This is a genomic window from Streptomyces sp. NPDC041124, from assembly GCF_055592385.1.
Genome location: NZ_JBVIYR010000003.1, coordinates 57,690 through 78,685, shown reverse-complemented (window position 1 = coordinate 78,685; position 20,996 = coordinate 57,690). Strand labels below are relative to the sequence as shown.

Sequence of the window (20,996 nt, the reverse complement as noted above, 5' to 3'; positions counted from 1 at the left end):
CGCCGGCCGTACACCGATGAACCCCGCAGGCCCCGGATCCGTCTCAGGATCCGGGGCCTGACCCTTGCCGTCCGTCGTCCACCTCTCCCCAAAGCCATTCCATCGAGTGAGCGATACGCCATCCGGCTGACGTGACCCGGGGGCCCAACTAGGGTGCCGCGCAAGCGTTCCGGCCCTTGTTCCGGCACTTGGCCCATCGGCATTGCGATGTCAGTGACGGGTGCCACAGTGGGGGGCATGGCCAATGCCAGGACAGGGTCCGGAGCCGGGAGGGGGTGACGTCGAGCGATGAACGGAAGCCGCATGGGAGCAGGCGAGTCGGGGGGACCGGGCGCGCGGTCCCGGGCGCTGGCCGTGCTGCGGGTGCGCAGCCGGGCGCTGGCCGTCGCACTGTTGCCGGCCGCCTTCTCCGTGATCCTGCTCGTCGGCGGGTCCACCGGTCATCTCGCGGGCGCCGGCTGGGATCTCGCCCGCCGGATCCTCACCCCCGTCGCGCTGCTCGTCCTGCTTCTCGCCGCCGGAGTCGCCCTGGTCGTCGCCCGGGCCCGGCCGGCCATGAGTCCCACGGTGCCGGTCGCCGAGGAGGCGGCACCCGATCTGTACCGGATGGTGCGTGACCTGGCGGACCGCCTCGACGTCCCGGCTCCGTCCGCGATAGCGCTCACCCCGGACTGCGACAGCTGGCTGGAGGACCGCACCCACCCGGCCCACGGTCCGCCGCCGGCCGAGGAGCACCGCGACATGGCGGGCGTGGGGCGGCCCCCGCGCGGAGCCCCCGCCGCGCCCGTGCTGGTGATCGGTTCGCCGTTCCTGTGGTGGATGCGTGTGGGCGAGCTGCGTGCGGTCCTCGCCCCGGTCGTCGCCGGTACGGGGCCGTCGGCGCACCCGGACATAGCCGCCGCCCGGCGTTTCGTGCAGGGGCTGGACGCCGCGGTGGCCGTGGCCTCCGCGCCGCGGCGCGGGCCGGTGGCGCGCGGCGTGTTCGCGGGCGCCGGCTGGGTGGCCCGGCTGCTGCTGCGCGGGTGCCGGGGGCACGCGGCCGAGATGGAGCGCGGGGTCGCGGCAGCGGCGGCCGACCGTGCACAGGCCGTGGACTACGGGCTGCGGATCGTCGCCCAGGAGCAGGTGGGCCTGGCGTACGCGGGCTGGGACCGGCTGCTCACCCGGGTCGCGCTGCCCGCCTGGCGGATGGGCCGCTGGCCCTCGCGGCTCAACGCGGGCGTGGTCGCGGCCCTCACCGAGCTCTCCCGCCGGGACCGGCTGGCGGAGGGTTTCGCCTCCCGCCTCGGCGAGCGTCCCGCCTGCGACCTGCTCGAAGAGCCCGGCGCCGTGGACGAGGCCGTCTCGCTGCTCGCCGCCCGCCTCTTCCACGGGGGGCCGGCGGAAACGGGGCCCGACTGGTCCCCGGTCCACTGGGGCGACTACCCGGAGGAGGTCGTCGACCGCAAGTGGCGCACCGACGCCGCCCGCCTCCACCGCGTCCTGGACGCCCTCCACGTCCCCCCGGCCCCCGGCGACCCTCCCGCCCCGGACGGCCCGACCCTGACCCGCGTGCTGGTCCACCTGACCACCCGGGAGGCGCCCGCGGAACCGCCCGTGCCGTCCCCCGGCCCCGCCCTCACCTGCGCCCCGGACGACGGCGAGGCCACGGCGCCGCCCGGCGCGGACGACGGCGAGGAGGACGACCTGTCCGGCACCACCGTCCGAAGTGCCGCACTGGCGGCCCGGCTGAGTACCGAGCTCGCCCGCGAGGAGACGGTCGCGGCCTCCGCCGCCCGCTCGTCCTCCGCGGGTCAGGAGGGCGCCCTCCCCTCCGCCGGCCCGGATCCGGCCGCCCCCTTCCGGGACGACCGGGCGCTCCCCCTGTTCCCGCTCCAGTCGCCGCGCACCACGCGTGAGCTGCTCGCCGACCACATCACGGCGATGGTCTGCTGCGCGGCGATGGACACCGCGGGAGCCGTCCCCGGGCTCGACTGGCTCGACGGGCCGACGCTGCTCCTGGGCGGTGTGCGGGCGGCGGACCTGTCGCCCCAGGTCCTGGCCCTGATCGAGGACGGCGACCCCGCCGACCTCCGCCTGTGGCTGACCCGGCACGGCATACGCCCCGAGAAACCGGTACGGCTCGTCTGAGCCCGGCGGCCCCGCCGGCCTCCCCACCCTCTGGAGCCCACCCCTCCGCTTTCGGTCAATTCGAAACGAACGGTGACGTACTGCGCGCGTTATGTGATGTGCTTGGACCGTTCGCGTTCGCTGGCAAGAGCAAGCGACATACGACAAACACATAACTGGCGCCAGGCCTCACCCGTCCGGCGACTGCCGGTCAGCACCACGCACCGCATCGCAACCGGGGCACGAGGGAGGGGAGCGATCATGGGCTCGGAGCAGATTCGCCGCTGGGAGTCGGGAGCACTGGCGCACGCCGTGAACGACCCCTTCGGGCAGGGGCCGCTCCCGTGGCTGCGCGGCAGCGAGACGTACTTCGGCGACACCGGCCAGGTCGTCCCCTGGTACGTGGACCCGGACTCGGACCCGGTACCGCACACCGACCGGGCGGCGGCCCGCCTGCCCCGGCAGGGTGGTCCCCGGGTCCCCGCCCCCCGCTCCTCCGTCGGCCCCCGCGCCGCCGACGACGTGCGCCGCCAGATCAAGGGCTTCGCCTCGGCCGGCGCCGTCGCCCCCGGCGAGTCCATCGACTTCCACGTCACCGTCGACCCGCCCCAGGAGTTCGGCGTCGACGTCTACCGCATCGGCCACTACAACGGCGACGGCGCCATCAAGATCACCTCGAGCCCTCGCCTGTCCGGCATCGTGCAGCCCTCTCCGCTCACCGCCGACCGCACCGTCTCCTGCCACCACTGGTGGCTGTCCTGGCGGTTACCCGTTCCGTCGTACTGGAGCGTCGGCGCGTACGTGGCCGTGCTCACCACCGCCGACGGCTACCGCTCCCACATCCCGTTCACCGTCCGCGACGACCGCCCCGCCGACCTCCTCCTCGTCCTGCCCGACGTCACCTGGCAGGCGTACAACCTCTATCCGGAGGACGGCCGCACCGGCGCGAGCCTCTACCACGCCTGGGACGAGCAGGGCAGGCTGCTCGGCGAGGCCGACGCCGCCACCACCGTCTCCTTCGACCGCCCCTACGCGGGCGCCGGCCTGCCGCTGCACGTCGGGCACGCCTACGACGTCATCCGCTGGGCCGAGCGCTACGGCTACGACCTCGCCTACGCGAACGCCCGCGACCTGCACGCCGGCCGGGTGGACCCCACCCGCTACCGGGGCCTGGTCTTCCCCGGCCACGACGAGTACTGGTCGGTGCCCATGCGCACCGCGGTGGAACGGGCCCGCGCGCACGGCACCTCCCTGGTCTTCCTCTCCGCCAACACCCTGTACTGGCAGGTGGAGCTCGCGCCCTCCCCGGCCGGCCCCGACCGCCTGCTGACCTGCCGCAAGCGCCAGGGCCCGGGCAAACCGGTGCTGTGGCGGGAGATCGACCGCGCGGAACAGCACCTGCTCGGCATCCAGTACGCCGGGAGCGTCCCGCACCCGCACCCGCTGATCGTGCGCAACGCGGACCACTGGATGTGGGAGGCGACCGGCGCCCACGAGGGGGACGGCATCGAGGGCCTGGTCGCGGGCGAGGCGGACCGCTACTACCCGCGCACGCCGCTGCCCGAGCACGAGGAGCGCGTCCTGCTCGCGCACTCCCCCTACACCGACCGGGCGGGCGCCCGGCGCCACCAGGAGACCTCCCTCTACCGCGCCCCCTCCGGCGCCTGGGTCTTCGCCGCCGGGACCTTCGCCTGGTCACCGGCCCTGGACCGCCCGGGCCACGTCGACCCCCGCGTCCAGCGCGCCACCGCCAACCTGCTGGACCGCATCTGCAAACGCGACTGACCCGCGACCGCGGCCGTCCGCCCCGTGCGGGAGAATCGAGGAATTGGACCACACCACGGGGAGGAACCGTGTCCGGATTCGTCGAGAAGCCCGAACCGATCCAGGTTCCGGGCCTGGTGCACCTGCACACCGGCAAGGTGCGCGAGCTGTACCGGACTGAGACGGGCGACCTCGTGATGGTCGCCAGTGACCGCATCTCCGCCTACGACTGGGTGCTGCCCACCGAGATCCCCGACAAGGGCCGGGTCCTCACCCAGCTGTCCCTGTGGTGGTTCGACCAGCTCGCCGACCTGCTGCCGCACCACGTGCTGAGCACCGAGCCCCCGGCCGGCGCCCCCGCCGACTGGGCCGGCCGCACCCTCGTCTGCAAGTCGCTGAACATGGTCCCCGTGGAGTGCGTGGCCCGCGGCTACCTCACCGGGTCCGGACTGGCCGAGTACACCGAGTCCCGCACGGTGTGCGGCCTCGCCCTCCCCGAGGGCCTGGTCGACGGCTCGGAACTGCCCGCCCCGATCTTCACCCCGGCCACCAAGGCCGCCGTCGGCGAGCACGACGAGAACGTCCCCTACGAGGAGGTCGCCCGCCAGGTCGGCGCGGAGACCGCCGCCCAGCTGCGCCAGGCGACCCTCGCCGCCTACTCCCGCGCCCGGGACATCGCCCGCGAGCGGGGCATCATCCTCGCGGACACCAAGTTCGAGTTCGGCTTCGACGGAGAGAGGCTCGTCATCGCCGACGAGGTGCTCACCCCCGACTCCTCCCGCTTCTGGCCGGCCGAGCAGTGGGAGCCGGGCCACGCCCAGCCCTCCTACGACAAGCAGTTCGTACGGGACTGGCTCACGTCGGCCGAGTCGGGCTGGGACCGCCGGAGCGAGCAGCCCCCGCCGGCGCTGCCGCAGCACGTGGTGGACGCGACCCGGGCCAAGTACGTGGAGGCGTACGAGCGGTTGACCGGCACCGCCTGGAGCTGACCGCACGGCGGCCGGGCCCTGTGGGGCCCGGCCAGCCACGGCAGGGGTGCACGACAAGGGCCCCGGTCGATGACCGGGGCCCTTGATCCTGAGCGAACGACGAGGTTCGAACTCGCGACCTCAACCTTGGCAAGGTTGCGCTCTACCAACTGAGCTACGTTCGCATGCGCCGTGGCGCGAGACCCACTATACCCAACCTCGCTCCCGTGCGAGGCGCACCGCGGCATGACGGTTCTCGGCGCCGAGTTTCGAGACGGCCGAGGAGAGGTAGTTCCGCACGGTCCCCGGGGACAGCGCGGCCCGCTCCGCGATCTCCGCGACCGGTGCGCCGTCCGCCGCCAGCTCCAGCACCTCGGCCTCGCGCACGGTCAGCGGCGAGTCGCCGGCGGCGATCGCGTCGGCGGCCAACTCGGGGTCGACGTAACGGTTTCCCGCGTGCACCGTGCGGATGATCTCCGCGAGGCGCTGCGCGCTGACGGTCTTGGGGACGAACCCGCGCACACCCGCCGCAAGCGCCCGCTTCAGATGTCCCGGACGTCCGTGACTGGTCACGATCAGCACCCGGCAGCCGGGCAGTTCGGCCCGCAGCGATGTGGCGACCTTCACACCGTCCGCGCCGGGCATCTGCAGGTCGAGTACGGCCACATCGGGTGCGTGCGCCCGGGCCATCGCCAGCGCCTCCGGCCCGGAGGCGGCCTCGGCGACGACCGTCAGATCGTCCTCGAGGGAGAGCAGTGCGGCCAGCGCGCCCCGGATCAGGTGTTCGTCGTCGGCCAGCAGCAGCCGCACGGGCCGGGGGGCGGTCACGGGGTCGCCTCACTCACACGTGGGGGAGCGGCCGTCTCGCCGGAGCGCGTGAGCAGCGGGACCTCGGCGGTCAGCAGGAACCGTCCCTCGCCGGCCGGTCCGGCCCGCAGCGTCCCGCCGATCTCCGCGAGCCGCTCGCGCAGCCCGACGAGTCCGGCCCCGCGGCCCGGGCCGCCGGACTCCGGCACCCCGTCGTTCTCCACCGTCAGCACCACACGCCCCTCCCGCACCCGCAGTTCCATCGCGCACCGTCGCGCGTCACCGTGCCGCAGCACGTTCGTGGCGGCCTCCCGCACCACCCACCCGAGCGCGGACTGGACCGGCGCGGGGTATCCGGTCACCGGCCCGGTGACCGTGCAGTCGATTCCGGCGGCGGTCAGCACGCCCTGTGCGCCCGCCAGCTCGCTGCCGAGATCGGCCTCGCGGTAGCCGCGGACCACCTCGCGCACCTCCCGCTGCGCCTCGTGCGCGAGGCGCTGCACCTCGACCATCTGGGTCACCGCCTCCGGCCGTTCCCGCTGGGCCAGCTGGACCGCCAGCTCGCTCTTCAGCGCGATCACCGCGAGGTTGCGCCCCATCACGTCGTGCAGGTCCCGCCCGAACCGCAGCCGTTCCTCGGCGACGGCGAGCCGGGCGCGGGTCTCGCGGGCCTCGTCCAGTTCGTAGACGGCGCTGACCAGCCAGACGGAGAAGGAGTAGGTGAAGGCGAAGAAGCCCCCGATGAGGAACACCAGCGGGGTCACCACCAGCGCGGAGAGCCAGGGGAGTCCGATGAGCAGGTACATCAGCCCGGCCGTCACCGCGACGGCGACCACCATGACGAACACCCGCCGCCGCCCGCGCAGGACGACGGCGGTCGCGCCGGCACCGAAGATCATGACGGTGGAGAAGGCCGCGGCGGCGGCCGTGGTGTCGTCACCGCCCCGGTCGTGCCGGGCGACGACGAGCGCGGTGACGGCCACCACCGCGGTGGTGACGCCGAACGCCCACAGGGTCCGCACCGGCCGGTCCCGCTGACCGAGCCGCCAGTCGAGGGCACGCGAGGTGGTCACACCGCAGACCACGCCGTGCACGACCACCAGGAGCGCCAGCAGCGCGGCCGGTCCCGATCCCACCGGGCCGAGCAGCGGCCCGGCGACCACCGAGAGCTCGGTCAGCGCGATGAAGTGGAACGACCACCGGGTGTACGTCTCGAACTTCGCGGGTGTGCTCTTGCGTCCCCACCAGCCGCCCGGCCTGCTCATCTCCTCGCGCTCCCCGTCTCCCCGTACGTCAGCGCCTCGGCTCCCAGCGGAACCAGCGCCGTACAGCAAACACCGTGAAGGCGGTCCAGGCCACCGCCACCGCGACGGCGCCCAGCACCTCGCCTGCCGACAGGTCGCCGGTGAAGCCGCCGCGCACCAGGGTCATGACGGGGGTCAGCGGGAGGAACTCGCAGACGGCGGCGACCTTGTCGGGGAGGATCTCCAGGGGGACCATCATCCCGGAGGCCATCACCGACAGGAACATCAGCGGGATCGGGGTGACCTGGGCGCTCTCGCTGGTCCGGGTGAAGCTCGCGGTGACGGCCGCGAGTCCCACGCACATCACCAGCCCCAGCAGCAGGCCCAGCACCGACAGGTACACGGCCGGCGGGGCCGACATGTCGAGCAGCACGAAGCAGCCGGCCGCCAGCAGGAGCGACTGCACCAGGCCGGTCGCGGCCGCGGGCAGCGCGGACCCGGCGAGGATCTCGCCGTCCCGGAGCTCACCGGTGCGCAGCCGCTTGAGGACGAGTTCCTCGCGCCGGGCGACGAGGGAGCCGACGAGCGCCGAGTAGACCGCGAACAGCAGGGAGAAGCCGATCGCGGCCGGCAGCACGACCATGCCGATGGTGAGGCCGGCCTCGGCGAGATCCATCTCCCCGGCCGCCTCGCGCGCGCTGACCGGCAGCACCAGCGGCACGAACAGTGCGGCGAAGAGGGTCCCCTTGGTCCGTCCCAGCAGGGTCAGTTCGGCGCGGGCGAGCGCGGTCATCCGGCTCGTCGGGGTGGTCACGGTGGTGCTCATGCCGCGTACTCCTTCGTCGGCGCCGCCCCCGCGGACGCCTCCTTGGCGATCCCGAGGAACGCCTCCTCCAGGGACGCCGAACGTACGTCCAGCCGGTGCAGTTCCACTCCGGCGCGTTCGGCCCACACCAGAAGCCCGGTGGCGGCGCGCTGCAGCTCGTGGGTGCGCAGCCGGACCGTCCGGCCGTCGACCGTGTGGTCGCTCACGCCCAGTTCGGCGAGGGGCGGCAGGTCGCCCACGAAGTAGCCCTCGGGCAGTTCGAAGGAGATCCGGGACGGTTCGGAGGCGGTCACCTCGGCCGGGGTTCCGGTGACGGCGATGCGGCCCTCGTGCATGATCGCGAGCCGGTCGGCGAGGAACTCGGCCTCCTCGAGGTAGTGCGTGGTGAGCAGTACGGTCGTGCCGCGGTCGCGCAGGGCGCTCACCAACTCCCAGGTCTCCCGGCGGCCTTCGGGGTCGAGTCCGGTGGTCGGCTCGTCGAGGAAGAGCACCTCGGGGTCGCCGAGCAGGGCGAGTGCGAGGTCCAGGCGGCGCCGCTGCCCTCCGGAGAGCTGCTTCACGCGGACGCCGGTCTTCGTCTTCAGGCCGACCAGTGTCAGCACTTCCAGCTCGGGGCGGGCCCCGCTGACGCAGCCGGCCCACATCCGGGCGGTCTCGGCGACGGTCAGCTCGGAGGGGAAGCCTCCCTCCTGGAGCATCACGCCCGTGCGGGGCCGTACGGCGGCGCGCTCGGTGTACGGGTCGTGGCCGAGGACCCGGATCCGCCCGCCGGCCGGGGCGGCGAGCCCTTCCAGCAGTTCGACGGTGGAGGTCTTGCCCGCTCCGTTGGTCCCCAGCAGCGCGAAGATCTCACCGCGCCGCACGGAGAAGTCCACGCCGCGCACCGCCTCGAACCCGCCCCCGTAGACACGTCGCAGGTCGGTGACCTCAATCACGTGTTCGTTCGCTTCCATGCCTCGATCATCGCCGTCACCGCCGGGCAGGGGCAGTGCGGGGTGTCATCACCGGGCATGACAAATGTCAGACGGGTCCGGGCATGCGAAAGACCCCGGTCCATGGGACCGGGGTCTCATTCCTGAGCGGACGACGAGGCTCGAACTCGCGACCTCAACCTTGGCAAGGTTGCGCTCTACCAACTGAGCTACGTCCGCATTGCCTCCGACCGGCTCTCACCGATCGGCGCGGGCACCAGCCTACCTGATCGACATGGATGATCGGTACGGCGATGCAGAGCGGGTGACAGGAATTGCACACTGCGCCTTCCCCCTGGAAGGGGGATGTTCTACTACTGAACTACACCCGCATGTACTCCGTGGGCCGGGCCTTTTCGGCCTTGCCCCTCGGCGTGCTCCAGACTCTAGCTGATCAGCGGGGGTGTTGCGCAAGTCGGTTGCCGGGAGGGGTGGGTGACCGGCCGTCGGCCGGGTCGCCCCGGCGGGCCCGGGTCCCTCACCCGACCGGGCTCCTGGTCGCGTCAGCTCGCCGGGCCCGGCGTCACCCCATCGAGTCCCGGGGGCACGCGGCCGGACTCACCGCGCCGCGGCGAACGCCTCGTACACCTTCTTGGGGATCCGGCCCCGCGCGGGAACGTCCATCCGGTTCGCCTGTGCCCAGGCGCGCACGGCGGCCGGGTCGGGGGCGACCTCCGTCTGCCGGTAGGCCTTGCCGGAGCGCGCCCGCTTGCGGCCGGCGTCCACGTAGGGCTCGAGCGCCTTCCGCAGTTTCCTTGCGTTGGCCTCATTGAGGTCGATCTCGTACGACGTGCCGTCCAGTCCGAAGGCGATCGTTTCCGCCGCTTCCGAGCCGTCGATGTCGTCAAAGAGAGTGACCACGACCTTCTGCGCCACGAATATCGGTCCCTTCGTGCGACACCTCTGGTCCGTACGTCCGTGATGACGTGCCGGTACGTCGCCGAGATGTCGGCTGTCCGCCTGTAATCGGGCAAAGTATCTGCTAATGACAATTCATTTGTACAGTGCCCGGCAATGCATTGTGAAGCCCGACTAAATCTGTCCGCGCGTCCGCTGCGCAATAGAGATGTGGGATGGAAGGCGGATCTTTCCCGGATCTTTTCCCGGGAGCCTCCCCGCGATGCCGAATCGTGATCGTGCTCACGTAGATTCCTACAACTCTACCCGCGTAGAAATTTTGTGCGGGTAGTCTGAAGGAACCTGCTCAGCACCACACACCGGGAGTGCCAGTGGCACGCGTCGTAGTCGACGTCATGCTCAAGCCGGAGATCCTCGACCCCCAGGGCCAGGCGGTGCAGCGCGCACTGCCGCGACTGGGTTTCGAAGGGATCTCGGACGTCCGCCAGGGAAAGCGATTCGAACTGGAAGTTGACGGGCCGGTCGACGAGGCCGCGCTCGCCCGTATCCACGATCTTGCGGAATCCTTCCTCGCCAACACCGTGATCGAGGACTTCACCGTTCGGGTCGAGGAAGTCGCGGAGGCCGCGAAGTGACCGCTCGTATTGGCGTCGTCACTTTCCCGGGCAGCCTCGACGACCGGGACACCCAGCGCGCGATCCGTGTCGCCGGCGCCGAACCCGTCGCCCTCTGGCACAAGGACAAGGACCTCAAGCAGGTCGACGCCGTGGTGCTCTGCGGCGGTTTCAGTTACGGCGACTATCTGCGCGCCGGCGCCATCGCGCGCTTCTCGCCGGTGATGGACACGGTCATCGACCAGGCCCGGGCGGGCATGCCGGTGCTCGGCATCTGCAACGGCTTCCAGATCCTCACCGAGGCGCACCTGCTCCCCGGAGGCATGCTGGGCAACGACCACCTGCACTTCATCTGCCGCGACCAGAAGCTGCGGGTGGAGAACGCGGACACCGCCTGGACCACCGACTACACGGCCGGCCAGGAGATCCGCATCCCGCTGAAGAACATGGACGGCCGCTACGTCGCCGACCGGCGGACGCTGGACGAGCTGGAGGCCGAAGGCCGCGTCGCCTTCCGCTACGTGGTCCGCGGCGAAGCCGCTGATGGATGCGGTAACCCCAACGGCTCGCTCAACGACATCGCCGGCGTCACCAACGCCGAGGGCAACGTCGTCGGCCTGATGCCGCACCCCGAGCACGCCGTCGAGTCGCTGATCGGTACGGGCCGTACCGACGGCCTGCCGTTCTTCACGTCGATCCTCAAGAAGCTGGTCACCGCATGAGCCGGACGCCCTTGGACACGGTCGAGCACGCGGCCGCGACCCCCGACGCCGAGCTGCCCTGGGCCGAGCTGGGCCTGAAGAAGGACGAGTACGAGCGGGTCGTGGAGATCCTCGGCCGCCGCCCGACCGGCGCCGAGCTCGCCATGTACTCCGTCATGTGGTCCGAGCACTGCTCGTACAAGAGCAGCAAGGTCCACCTGCGCCAGTTCGGCGAGAAGGCCCCCGAGTCCGACGCCCTCCTCGTCGGCATCGGCGAGAACGCCGGCGTGGTCGACGTCGGCCAGGGCTACGCGGTCACCTTCAAGGTCGAGTCGCACAACCACCCCTCCTACGTCGAGCCCTACCAGGGCGCGGCCACGGGCGTCGGCGGCATCGTCCGCGACATCATCGCGATGGGCGCCCGCCCGGTCGCCGTCGTGGACCCGCTGCGTTTCGGCGCCGCGGACCACCCCGACACCAAGCGCGTCCTCCCGGGCGTCGTCGCCGGCATCGGCGGCTACGGCAACTGCCTGGGCCTGCCCAACATCGGCGGCGAGGTCGTCTTCGACTCCTGCTACCAGGGCAACCCGCTGGTCAACGCCGGTGCCATCGGCGTCATGCGGCACGAGGACATCCACCTCGCCAAGGCGTCCGGCGCGGGCAACAAGGTCATCCTGTACGGCGCCCGCACCGGCGGTGACGGCATCGGCGGCGCCTCCATCCTGGCCTCCGAGACCTTCGACGACGCCAAGCCCTCGAAGCGCCCCGCCGTCCAGGTCGGCGACCCCTTCCAGGAGAAGCTCCTCATCGAGTGCACCCTGGAGGCGTTCGCCGAGAAGCTGGTCGTCGGCATCCAGGACCTCGGCGCGGCCGGCCTGTCCTGCGCCACCTCCGAGCTCGCCTCCAACGGCTCCGGCGGCATGCGCGTCACCCTCGACGACGTGCCCCTGCGCGACTCCACGCTCTCGCCCGAGGAGATCCTCATGAGCGAGTCGCAGGAGCGCATGTGCGCGGTCGTCGAACCGGAGAAGGTCGACCGCTTCCTCGAGATCTGCGACAAGTGGGACGTCATCGCCACCGTCATCGGCGAGGTGACCGACGGCGACCGCCTGGAGATCTACTGGCACGGCGGCAAGATCGTCGACGTCGACCCGCGCACGGTCGCCCACGACGGCCCGGTCTACGAGCGCCCCTACGCCCGTCCGTCCTGGCAGGACGAACTCCAGGCGGACGACGCGAACAAGCTGCCGCGCCCGGAGACGAGCGAGGAGCTGAAGGACCAGGTCCTGAAGCTGGTCAGCTCGCCCAACCAGGCCTCCAAGCGGTGGATCACCCAGCAGTACGACCACTTCGTGCAGGGCAACACCGTCCTCGCCCAGCCCGAGGACTCCGGCATGATCCGCATCGACGAGGCGTCCGGCCTCGGCGTCGCCATCGCCACCGACGGCAACGGCCGCTACGCCAAGCTCGACCCGTACGCGGGCGCCCAGCTGGCCCTCGCCGAGGCGTACCGGAACGTGGCGACGACCGGCGCCAAGCCGCTGGCCGTCTCCGACTGCCTGAACTTCGGCTCGCCGGAGGACCCGGCGGTCATGTGGCAGTTCGCCGAGGCCGTGCGCGGTCTGGCGGACGGCTGTCAGCAGCTCGGCACTCCGGTGACCGGCGGCAACGTCTCCCTGTACAACCAGACGGGTGAGGCCGCCATCCACCCGACCCCGGTGGTCGCGGTGCTCGGCGTCATCGACGACGTGGCCCGCCGCACGCCGGTCGCCTTCCAGGAGGAGGGGCAGCTGGTCTACCTCCTCGGCGACACCCGCGAGGAGTTCGGCGGCTCGGCCTGGTCCCAGGTGGTCCACGACCACCTCGGCGGCCTGCCGCCCGAGGTCGACCTGGAGCGTGAGCGGCTGCTCGGCGAGATCCTGATCTCCGCCTCCCGCGACGGCATGATCGACTCCGCGCACGACCTGTCGGACGGCGGTCTGGTCCAGGCGGTCGTCGAGTCGGCGCTGCTCGGCGGGAAGGGTGTGCGTCTGGTCGTCCCGGACGGGCTCGACGCCTTCACCTTCCTGTTCTCCGAGTCGGCCGGCCGCGCGATCGTCGCGGTGCCGCGCTCGGAGGAGGTCCGCTTCAACGACATGTGCGGTGCGCGCGGCCTCCCGGCCACCCGCGTCGGCGTCGTCTACGGCGACACGGTCGAGGTGCAGGGCGAGTTCGCGCTCACCCTGACCGAGCTGCGCGAGGCCCACGAGGGGACGATCCCGGCGCTGCTGGCCTGATCCCTCCGCTCCGTCCGCACGAAGCCCCCGCCCGGTCCGCCGGACGGGGGCTTCGTCGTGGAGCGGGGACACCGGATTCCCCCTTGCGTGAGATTACGTACTTACGTAATCTCGAACGCGTGGAACTCGAAGAGCGCATGACCGACCTGGAGCGCCGGCTCGCCGCACTGGAGGCGGCCGACCGCGCCGCCCCCAGCATCGGCGAGGGCGACTTCTGGGCCCTGGAGGGTCTCAAGCAGCAGCTCGCCGAGCTGAGAGCCGCCGACGGGGGCGTGCTGTTCACCGGTTCGGTCCGGCTGCCGACCGGCGAGCAGTACGCGTGGCAGCACGGCGCGCTCACCGAAGGGCTGCTGGCCTACGAGTGGCCGGACGCCGCCGAGGCGCTCGCCGCGCTCGGACATCCGGTGCGCCTGCGGCTGCTGCGCGAGATAGCCGGCGGCCGGCGCACCGCGGCCGAACTGGCGGAGCTGGAGGGGATCGGCACGACCGGCCAGATCTACCACCACCTACGGCAGCTCACCGGCGCCGGCTGGTTGCACACCACGAGCCGGGGCCGCTACGAGGTACCGCCCGGCAGGGTCGTCCCCCTGCTGGTGACGCTGTCGGCGGCGCGGCCCTGACCACCACCCGCCATGGAGAACGCGCGAGGACACACCAGGACGCGCGAGAACACACGAGGACACGGGGGAAACATGTCCGCACGCAAGATCGCCATGACCGCCTTCCGGGGTCTGCAGCTCGGCTTCATCGCGCTGGTGGCCGCCCACATCGCCTTCGGCTGGGACCACGGCTGGTGGTGGAACCTGCTGCCGCTGGCCCTGGCGTACGCCGTGGTCATCACGGTGAACAGGTGGGGCGGAGCCCCGGACGCCCCGGGTGCCGCCCGTGAGCCCGTCGAGACCGCCCCGCCCGTCACCGGCCGCTGGTCCGCGCTGAACAGCCCCGCCGACCGCACCCCGAGCCACGGCATCCACGCCTACGGGCAGACCTTCGCCATCGACGTCATGGCAGAACCTGAGCCGGGTGCCCGCCCGGGCTTCACCGCGCTGTGGCCGCCCGCCCGCCGCCCGGACCGTTTCCCGGCGTACGGCGCCCCGTTGCGCGCCGTGGCCGACGCGCGGGTCGTACGGGCGCACGACCGGCAGCGCGACCACCTCAGCCGCACCTCGCTGCCCGCCCTGCTGTACCTGATGCTGATCGAGGGCTCGGTGCGCGAGATGGCAGGAGTCCACCGGATCCTCGGCAACCACCTCGTCCTGGACCTCGGTGACGGCGTCCACGCCGCCTACGCCCACCTGAAGCGCGGCTCCCTCACGGTCCGTGAGGGCGACCTGGTGCGCGCCGGGGACGTGATCGCCGCCTGCGGCAATTCCGGCAATTCCAGCGAGCCCCACCTGCACTTCCAGCTGATGGACGGCCCCGACCCGGACACCGCGCGCGGCATCCCGTTCACCTGGCACGGCATAGGCGTCCCCCGCAACGGCGAGGTGTTCGACTCCCCCGAACCGGCACCGGCCGGCCCCGCATAGGCTGCCGCCATGCCACCGGCCAAGAAGCGCACCCGCGCCTACGATCCCGCGAAGACCCGCGCCGCCGTCCTGGCCCAGTTCGGGAACGTACGGGCGGCGGTCCGCACGCTCACCCCGGACCAGCTCGCCCGGCCCACCCGGCTCGGCGACTGGACCGTAGCGGAGCTGGTGGCGCACATCGGGACGGCGCTGACGGCCGTGGACCGGCTGCTCGACGCGCCCGAGCCCGCGCGCCAGGACGGGCACCTGCTCGCCTGGCCGTCCGCCATCGCCGCCGACGCGGACACCATCGCCTCCACCGCGCGGCGGCTCGCGGCGGACCACCCCGACCCCGACGCCCACCTCGCCGACGCCGAGCGGCGCTTCACCGCCCGGCTCGACACCCACCCCGGCAGCCGGCTGCTCCCCACCGGCGCGGGCGCGCTGCCGCTGGCCGACTACGTCGTCACCCGCGCCGTGGAGCTCGTCGTCCACACCGACGACCTGAACGCCGCCGTTGCCGGCCTGGACGTCCCGTACGACCGGCAGGCCCTCGCCACCTGTGTCCGGCTGCTCGCCGACGCCCTCGCCACGACGGCACCCGGCGGCTCGACGGAGGTGCGGATCCCGCCGTACGCGGTCGTCCAGTGCGTCGAGGGACCCCGGCACACCCGAGGCACCCCGCCGAACGTGGTCGAGACCGACCCGCTGACCTGGATCCGGCTGGCCGCCGGGCGGACGGACTGGCAGGACGCCGTGGCCCGCGCCGACGTGAGCGCGAGCGGGGAGCGGGCGGACCTGGGGCCGTACCTGCCGCTGCTCGGGTGAGCCGGAGACGGAAGGGGAACCACCCGCTCCCCGCCCCCGTCGAATCGGCATGTACAGGCAGAAGCACCAGCAGCGCATGACCCTGACGGCCGCCGCCGTGCTCGTCGTCCCGCTAGCGGCCGCCTGTGGCAGTGAGAAGGCGGGCACCGGCAGCGCCACCGCCGAAGCCGCGGAACCGGTCACCGGAATCCGCTGGACCATCGACAGCGTCACCGTCGACGGCACCACCCGCCACGCCCCCGGCGGCGCACACCTCATCCTCGACGAGGACGGCCGGGCCACCGGGAACTACGGATGCAACCTGTTCAAGGGCCGGGTCACCTACGACGGCGACCGGATCCGGCTGGGGGAGCGGGAGACCACCCTGAAGGCCTGCTCCGAGAAGATCATGGACGTCGAGAGCGCCGTCTCCCGCGCCCTCGGCGACGGCGGCCTGAAGACCGAGACGCACGACGGCCGCCTCACCCTCACCACCGCCTCCGGCGACACCGTACGGCTGAGCGAGACCAGGAACAGTCCGCTGTACGGCACGAAGTGGACCGTCACCTCCTCCGCCGCCGGCCCGCGCGCCCACCTCACCTTCGACGAGAAGGAGGGGACCGTCGCCGGAAGCCTCGGCTGCAACCGCGTGAACGCCGACGCCACCGTGCGCGACGGCAGTATCACGCTCGGCGCGCCGGGCATGACCCGAATGGTGTGCGAAGACTCACTCATGGACGGCGAGAAGGCCTTGACGAAGCTGTTCAACGGAACCGTGAGCTACGGCATCGAGGGCCAGACCCTCACGCTGACCAGCGAGAACGGCACCAGTGTCCGGGCCGTCGCCCAGCGCTGATCCACCTCGGGGGCCCTGTCCCGCATTCGGACCAGTGGTCGACCTCGCCTACACTCGGTGGCGTGCCACGTGGTGACGGACGACTCAACCACGACCTGCTCCCCGGCGAGAAGGGCCCCCAGGACGCTTGCGGCGTCTTCGGAGTCTGGGCGCCGGGCGAAGAGGTCGCCAAGCTCACGTACTTCGGGCTCTACGCCCTCCAGCATCGGGGCCAGGAATCCGCGGGAATCGCGGTCAGCAACGGCTCCCAGATCCTCGTCTTCAAGGACATGGGCCTGGTCTCCCAGGTCTTCGACGAGACCTCTCTCGGTTCGCTCCAGGGTCATATCGCGGTCGGACACGCCCGCTACTCGACCACCGGCGCCTCCGTGTGGGAGAACGCCCAGCCGACGTTCCGTGCCACCGCGCACGGCTCCATCGCGCTCGGCCACAACGGCAACCTGGTCAACACCGCCCAGCTCGCCGAGATGGTCGCCGAGCTCCCCAAGGAGAACGGCCGCGCCCCCAAGGTGGCGGCCACCAACGACACCGACCTGATCACCGCCCTGCTGGCCGGCCAGCGCGCCGCCGACGGCGAGCCGGTGACCGTGGAGCAGGCCGCACACGCGGTCCTCCCCAAGGTCAGGGGCGCCTTCAGCCTCGTCTTCATGGACGAGAACACCCTCTACGCGGCCCGCGACCCGCAGGGCATCCGCCCGCTGGTCCTCGGCCGCCTGGAGCGCGGCTGGGTCGTCGCCTCCGAGTCCGCCGCCCTCGACATCTGCGGCGCCAGCTTCGTGCGCGAGATCGAGCCCGGCGAGTTCGTCGCCATCGACCAGAACGGACTGCGTACCTCCCGGTTCGCGGAAGCGAAGCCCAAGGGCTGTGTCTTCGAGTACGTGTACCTGGCCCGCCCGGACACCGACATCGCCGGCCGGAACGTGTACCTCTCGCGCGTCGAGATGGGCCGCAAGCTCGCTAAGGAAGCCCCGGTCGAGGCCGACCTCGTCATAGCGACCCCGGAATCCGGCACCCCCGCCGCCATCGGCTACGCGGAGGCCTCCGGCATCCCCTTCGGCGCCGGCCTGGTCAAGAACGCGTACGTCGGACGGACCTTCATCCAGCCGTCCCAGACGATCCGCCAACTCGGCATCCGTCTGAAGCTGAACCCGCTCAAGGAAGTCATCAAGGGCAAGCGCCTGGTCGTGGTCGACGACTCCATCGTCCGCGGCAACACCCAGCGCGCCCTGGTCCGCATGCTCCGCGAGGCGGGCGCCGCCGAGGTCCACATCCGGATCTCCTCGCCCCCCGTGAAGTGGCCCTGCTTCTTCGGCATCGACTTCGCCACCCGCGCCGAGCTCATCGCCAACGGCATGACCATCGAAGAGATCGGCACCTCGCTCGGAGCCGACTCCCTGTCGTACATCTCCATAGACGGCATGATCGAGGCGACCACCATCGCCAAGCCGAACCTGTGCCGCGCCTGCTTCGACGGCGAGTACCCGATGGAGCTGCCCGACCCCGAGCTCCTCGGCAAGCAGCTCCTGGAGACCGAACTGGCCGCCGGCACCGCCGCCCCGGCCTCGGTCGACGCGATCCGCCGCCCGTAAGCCCTGACGGACGACACGAAAGCTCTCACAGTCATGTCCCAGAACACTGGTGCCAGCTACGCAGCGGCGGGCGTCGACATCGAAGCGGGCGACCGCGCCGTCGAGCTGATGAAGGAATGGGTGAAGAAGACCCGGCGCCCCGAGGTCCTCGGCGGCCTCGGCGGCTTCGCCGGGCTCTTCGACGCCTCCGCCCTGAAGAACTACGAGCGGCCCCTGCTCGCCTCCGCCACGGACGGCGTCGGCACCAAGGTCGACATCGCGCGGCAGATGGGCGTCTACGACTCCATCGGCCACGACCTGGTCGCCATGGTGATGGACGACATCGTGGTGTGCGGCGCCGAGCCGCTCTTCATGACCGACTACATCTGCGTCGGCAAGGTCCACCCCGAGCGGGTCGCCGCCATCGTCAAGGGCATCGCCGAAGGCTGCGTGCTGGCCGGATGCGCCCTGGTCGGCGGTGAGACGGCCGAACACCCCGGTCTGCTGGGTCCGGACGACTTCGACGTCGCCGGCGCCGGTACGGGCGTCGTGGAGGCCGACCGGCTGCTCGGCCCCGACCGCATCCGTACGGGTGACGCGGTCATCGCCATGGCGGCCTCGGGTCTTCACTCCAACGGCTACTCGCTCGTCCGGCACGTGCTGCTGGACCGCGCGGGCCTCGCCCTGGACGCCCGGATCGACGAGCTGGGCCGCACCCTCGGCGAGGAGCTGCTGGAGCCCACCAAGATCTACTCGCTGGACTGCCTGGCGCTGATGCGCACCACCGAGGTGCACGCCTTCAGCCACGTCACCGGCGGCGGACTCGCGGCCAACCTGGCCCGTGTGATCCCCGACGCGCTGCACGCGACGGTGGACCGCTCCACGTGGACGCCCGCCCCGGTGTTCGACCTCGTCGGACGGACCGGCTCGGTCGAGCGGCTGGAGCTGGAGAAGACGCTGAACATGGGCGTCGGCATGATCGCGATCGTGCCGCAGGAGTCCGTCGACGTGGCGCTCACCACGCTGGCCGACCGCGGCGTGGACGCCTGGGTGGCCGGTGAGATCACCGAACGCGGGGAGCACGGCACGGGCGCGGCACTCGTGGGTGACTACGCGAACTGAGCACGAGGACGCTGCCCGCGCGGTGACCGGGCGGGCAGCGTTCCGGGTGATGCGTGCGGCCCGGTCGTCCCGGGCAGCACTGAACCCGGCCGGTGACCGAGGTCACCCACCGGGCTCGAGCTCAGCGCAAGGTCAAGCGCCGCGACGTTGAGAGGACGGGCCGTCCTCGTCGTCGTCCTCATAGAGGTCGGCGTACCGTGCGTACAGGTCGTCGTCTTGCTCATCGTCCTCGAAACGCTCACCGTTCGGTGGCTGATTCGACGGCGATGCACCCAGCTCCTCAGCCAGGCGTGAGAGGTCAGTCCCACCGCTGTTGTACTTCAGCTGGCGGGCGACCTTCGTCTGCTTGGCCTTGGCCCGGCCGCGCCCCATGGCTCGACCCCCTCAACGACGGGGCTCGACGGCCCCAGAGTCTTGACACGCGTTCATGGTCCGGAACGGGCTCTCCATGGAGAGACCGGTCCGTAGGGCTCCCACGGTACCTGAGCCTGCGGCCATACGGTACGTCGCCCGCGTGACGTGGCCCTCACCAGGGCCGTCGAGGCACCCTGTCCTCGCTGGTCAGACGCGATTTTCACCACTTATCAGCGGTCGACCCGCCGGGAGAAGTGAGAGTTCTCTCCAAGTGCCCCCCGGCGGGTACCGCTCACACGTACGGGGGCGGCCCGGTGCGGGCCGCCCCCGTACGTGTCAACGGGTCCGGCGTGCGTCCGCCATCCGCTGCTCGGCGATCCGGTCGGCCGCGGCGGCCGGCGGAATACCGTCCTCCTTCGCACGTGCGAATATGGCGAGCGTGGTGTCGAAGATCTTCGACGCCTTCGCCTTGCACCGGTCGAAGTCGAAGCCGTGCAGCTCGTCGGCCACCTGGATGACACCGCCGGCGTTCACCACGTAGTCCGGCGCGTAGAGGATCCCCCGGTCGGCGAGGTCCTTCTCCACGCCCGCGTGGGCGAGCTGGTTGTTGGCGGCGCCGCAGACGATCCTGGCGGTCAGCACCGGCACGCTGTCGTCGTTCAGTGCGCCGCCGAGCGCGCACGGGGCGTAGATGTCCAGGCCCTCGGTGCGGATCAGCGCCTCGGTGTCGGCGACGGCCGACACGCCCTCGGGGTGCCGGTCGAGGATGCGCCGCACGGCGTCCTCGCGCACGTCGGTGATCACCACCTCGGCGCCCTCGGCGCGCAGGTGCTCCACCAGGTGGTGGCCGACCTTGCCGACGCCCGCGACGCCGACCTTGCGGTCGCGCAGCGAGGGGTCGCCCCACAGGTGCTGGGCGGCGGCCCGCATGCCCTGGTAGACGCCGTAGGAGGTGAGCACGGAGGAGTCGCCCGCGCCGCCGTTCTCGGGGGAGCGGCCGGTGGTCCAGCGGCACTCGCGGGCCACGACGTCCATGTCGGCGACGTAGGTGCCGACGTCGCAGGCGGTGACGTACCGGCCGCCGAGCGAGGCGACGAACCGGCCGTAGGCCAGCAGCAGCTCCTCGCTCTTGATCTGCTCCGGGTCGCCGATGATCACGGCCTTGCCGCCGCCGTGGTCGAGACCGGCCATGGCGTTCTTGTACGACATCCCGCGCGCGAGGTTCAGCGCGTCGGCGACCGCCTCCTCCTCGGAGGCGTACGGGTAGAAGCGCGTACCGCCGAGGGCGGGGCCCAGGGCGGTGGAGTGGAGAGCGATGACGGCCTTGAGGCCACTGGCGCGGTCCTGACAGAGCACGACTTGCTCGTGGCCCCCCTGGTCCGAGTGGAACAGGGTGTGCAGGACGCCGTCAGATACGTCGGTCACTGTGGTGACTCCTGAGTAAGAAGCGGCGGGTGGGGTCGGCTCCCGTGAAGGTGGCGGGGGCTGTGGCACGAGAGTAGATCCTTCCGCGTCCGACGGCGGCACCGTGTTCCAGATCACCTCCGTCCGGAGTACCGGGTGCGGCGGTTTGCCGGGGTTTCCCACCCGTCCGGCCGGGGCCCCGGCAGGTTTTCGCGGCGGTCGGCGGGGGAGGGAGCAGG

The 20,996-nt window shown here is 71.8% G+C and carries 19 protein-coding genes and 3 tRNA genes; 12 read left to right on the top strand and 10 right to left on the bottom strand.

All coding sequences use genetic code 11. The annotated features are described in order from the left end of the window. Window positions 1–288: 288 nt before the first annotated feature. The 3 genes from ACZ6A9_RS08545 to ACZ6A9_RS08535 all read left to right on the top strand — a co-directional run bounded on the left by ACZ6A9_RS08545 (window position 289) and on the right by ACZ6A9_RS08535 (window position 4,862). Window positions 289–2,130, top strand: coding sequence for a M48 family metalloprotease (locus ACZ6A9_RS08545; protein WP_468980913.1), 1,842 nt, complete (start codon window positions 289–291; stop codon window positions 2,128–2,130). 240 nt (window positions 2,131–2,370) lie between these two features. Then, window positions 2,371–3,894 (top strand): N,N-dimethylformamidase beta subunit family domain-containing protein, encoded by a 1,524-nt coding sequence (locus ACZ6A9_RS08540; protein WP_468980909.1) that lies wholly within the window; start codon window positions 2,371–2,373, stop codon window positions 3,892–3,894. A gap of 68 nt (window positions 3,895–3,962) precedes the next feature. Continuing rightward, a complete protein-coding gene (locus ACZ6A9_RS08535; RefSeq protein WP_468980906.1) occupies window positions 3,963–4,862 on the top strand; it encodes a phosphoribosylaminoimidazolesuccinocarboxamide synthase in 900 nt (299 codons plus the stop codon). Between the two features lie 91 nt (window positions 4,863–4,953). Here the strand turns inward: ACZ6A9_RS08535 and ACZ6A9_RS08530 are convergent. From ACZ6A9_RS08530 to ACZ6A9_RS08495, 8 genes are all read right to left on the bottom strand, one after another. After that, window positions 4,954–5,026, bottom strand: a tRNA-Gly gene (locus ACZ6A9_RS08530). 22 nt (window positions 5,027–5,048) lie between these two features. Next, window positions 5,049–5,669, bottom strand: coding sequence for a response regulator (locus ACZ6A9_RS08525; RefSeq protein ID WP_468980902.1), 621 nt, complete (start codon window positions 5,667–5,669; stop codon window positions 5,049–5,051). Next, window positions 5,666–6,913 carry a sensor histidine kinase gene (locus ACZ6A9_RS08520; protein ID WP_468980899.1) on the bottom strand — a complete coding sequence of 416 codons (1,248 nt, stop codon included), beginning with the start codon at window positions 6,911–6,913 and terminating at the stop codon, window positions 5,666–5,668. The genes ACZ6A9_RS08525 and ACZ6A9_RS08520 overlap by 4 nt, the downstream gene beginning before the upstream one ends. Before the next feature lie 28 nt (window positions 6,914–6,941). Beyond that, window positions 6,942–7,718, bottom strand: coding sequence for an ABC transporter permease (locus tag ACZ6A9_RS08515; RefSeq protein ID WP_468980896.1), 777 nt, complete (start codon window positions 7,716–7,718; stop codon window positions 6,942–6,944). After that, a complete protein-coding gene (locus ACZ6A9_RS08510; protein ID WP_468980893.1) occupies window positions 7,715–8,671 on the bottom strand; it encodes an ABC transporter ATP-binding protein in 957 nt (318 codons plus the stop codon). Before ACZ6A9_RS08510 ends, ACZ6A9_RS08515 begins: the two co-directional genes overlap by 4 nt. Window positions 8,672–8,796: 125 nt before the next feature. After that, window positions 8,797–8,869 (bottom strand) — tRNA-Gly (locus tag ACZ6A9_RS08505). 80 nt (window positions 8,870–8,949) lie between these two features. After that, a tRNA-Gly gene (locus tag ACZ6A9_RS08500) sits at window positions 8,950–9,021 on the bottom strand. 226 nt (window positions 9,022–9,247) lie between these two features. After that, entirely contained in the window at window positions 9,248–9,565 is a 318-nt protein-coding gene (locus tag ACZ6A9_RS08495; RefSeq protein ID WP_468980891.1) for a histone-like nucleoid-structuring protein Lsr2, read from the bottom strand. A 353-nt stretch (window positions 9,566–9,918) separates the two neighbouring features. On the opposite strand from ACZ6A9_RS08495, the gene purS reads away from it, so the two are divergent. The 9 genes from purS to purM all read left to right on the top strand — a co-directional run bounded on the left by purS (window position 9,919) and on the right by purM (window position 18,999). Next, the gene (gene purS, locus ACZ6A9_RS08490; protein ID WP_006133353.1) at window positions 9,919–10,182 is read left to right on the top strand and encodes a phosphoribosylformylglycinamidine synthase subunit PurS; all 264 of its coding nucleotides are present in this window, start codon (window positions 9,919–9,921) and stop codon (window positions 10,180–10,182) included. Further along, complete coding sequence (purQ, locus tag ACZ6A9_RS08485; protein ID WP_468980888.1) at window positions 10,179–10,883, top strand: phosphoribosylformylglycinamidine synthase subunit PurQ; 705 nt, start codon at window positions 10,179–10,181, stop codon at window positions 10,881–10,883. Before purS ends, purQ begins: the two co-directional genes overlap by 4 nt. Next, on the top strand, window positions 10,880–13,138 hold the full coding sequence (gene purL, locus ACZ6A9_RS08480; protein WP_468980885.1) for a phosphoribosylformylglycinamidine synthase subunit PurL: 2,259 nt from the start codon (window positions 10,880–10,882) through the stop codon (window positions 13,136–13,138). The genes purQ and purL overlap by 4 nt, the downstream gene beginning before the upstream one ends. A 137-nt stretch (window positions 13,139–13,275) precedes the next feature. After that, complete coding sequence (locus ACZ6A9_RS08475) at window positions 13,276–13,758, top strand: ArsR/SmtB family transcription factor (RefSeq protein ID WP_468982830.1); 483 nt, start codon at window positions 13,276–13,278, stop codon at window positions 13,756–13,758. 72 nt (window positions 13,759–13,830) lie between these two features. Further along, window positions 13,831–14,667 carry a M23 family metallopeptidase gene (locus tag ACZ6A9_RS08470; RefSeq protein WP_468980882.1) on the top strand — a complete coding sequence of 279 codons (837 nt, stop codon included), beginning with the start codon at window positions 13,831–13,833 and terminating at the stop codon, window positions 14,665–14,667. A 9-nt stretch (window positions 14,668–14,676) separates the two neighbouring features. Beyond that, entirely contained in the window at window positions 14,677–15,474 is a 798-nt protein-coding gene (locus ACZ6A9_RS08465; protein ID WP_468980880.1) for a maleylpyruvate isomerase family mycothiol-dependent enzyme, read from the top strand. Between the two features lie 49 nt (window positions 15,475–15,523). Continuing rightward, a complete protein-coding gene (locus ACZ6A9_RS08460; RefSeq protein WP_468980876.1) occupies window positions 15,524–16,309 on the top strand; it encodes an META domain-containing protein in 786 nt (261 codons plus the stop codon). Between the two features lie 62 nt (window positions 16,310–16,371). Then, on the top strand, window positions 16,372–17,898 hold the full coding sequence (purF, locus tag ACZ6A9_RS08455) for an amidophosphoribosyltransferase (protein WP_468980874.1): 1,527 nt from the start codon (window positions 16,372–16,374) through the stop codon (window positions 17,896–17,898). A gap of 33 nt (window positions 17,899–17,931) precedes the next feature. Continuing rightward, on the top strand, window positions 17,932–18,999 hold the full coding sequence (purM, locus tag ACZ6A9_RS08450; RefSeq protein ID WP_468980872.1) for a phosphoribosylformylglycinamidine cyclo-ligase: 1,068 nt from the start codon (window positions 17,932–17,934) through the stop codon (window positions 18,997–18,999). Between the two features lie 132 nt (window positions 19,000–19,131). On the opposite strand, the gene ACZ6A9_RS08445 is transcribed toward purM, so the two are convergent. Further along, window positions 19,132–19,371, bottom strand: coding sequence for a DUF3073 domain-containing protein (locus ACZ6A9_RS08445; RefSeq protein ID WP_189598370.1), 240 nt, complete (start codon window positions 19,369–19,371; stop codon window positions 19,132–19,134). Between the two features lie 318 nt (window positions 19,372–19,689). Beyond that, on the bottom strand, window positions 19,690–20,778 hold the full coding sequence (locus ACZ6A9_RS08440; protein ID WP_468980868.1) for a Leu/Phe/Val dehydrogenase: 1,089 nt from the start codon (window positions 20,776–20,778) through the stop codon (window positions 19,690–19,692). Window positions 20,779–20,996 lie beyond the last annotated feature (218 nt).

Coding starts and splice junctions, on each gene's coding strand:
- ACZ6A9_RS08545 (WP_468980913.1), top strand. CDS start 289: ATGAACGGAAGCCGCATGGGAGCAGGCGAGTCGGGGGGACCGGGCGCG.
- ACZ6A9_RS08540 (WP_468980909.1), top strand. CDS start 2,371: ATGGGCTCGGAGCAGATTCGCCGCTGGGAGTCGGGAGCACTGGCGCAC.
- ACZ6A9_RS08520 (WP_468980899.1), bottom strand. CDS start 6,913: ATGAGCAGGCCGGGCGGCTGGTGGGGACGCAAGAGCACACCCGCGAAG.
- ACZ6A9_RS08515 (WP_468980896.1), bottom strand. CDS start 7,718: ATGAGCACCACCGTGACCACCCCGACGAGCCGGATGACCGCGCTCGCC.
- ACZ6A9_RS08510 (WP_468980893.1), bottom strand. CDS start 8,671: ATGGAAGCGAACGAACACGTGATTGAGGTCACCGACCTGCGACGTGTC.
- purL (WP_468980885.1), top strand. CDS start 10,880: ATGAGCCGGACGCCCTTGGACACGGTCGAGCACGCGGCCGCGACCCCC.
- ACZ6A9_RS08475 (WP_468982830.1), top strand. CDS start 13,276: ATGACCGACCTGGAGCGCCGGCTCGCCGCACTGGAGGCGGCCGACCGC.
- ACZ6A9_RS08470 (WP_468980882.1), top strand. CDS start 13,831: ATGTCCGCACGCAAGATCGCCATGACCGCCTTCCGGGGTCTGCAGCTC.
- ACZ6A9_RS08465 (WP_468980880.1), top strand. CDS start 14,677: ATGCCACCGGCCAAGAAGCGCACCCGCGCCTACGATCCCGCGAAGACC.
- ACZ6A9_RS08460 (WP_468980876.1), top strand. CDS start 15,524: ATGTACAGGCAGAAGCACCAGCAGCGCATGACCCTGACGGCCGCCGCC.
- purM (WP_468980872.1), top strand. CDS start 17,932: ATGTCCCAGAACACTGGTGCCAGCTACGCAGCGGCGGGCGTCGACATC.
- ACZ6A9_RS08445 (WP_189598370.1), bottom strand. CDS start 19,371: ATGGGGCGCGGCCGGGCCAAGGCCAAGCAGACGAAGGTCGCCCGCCAG.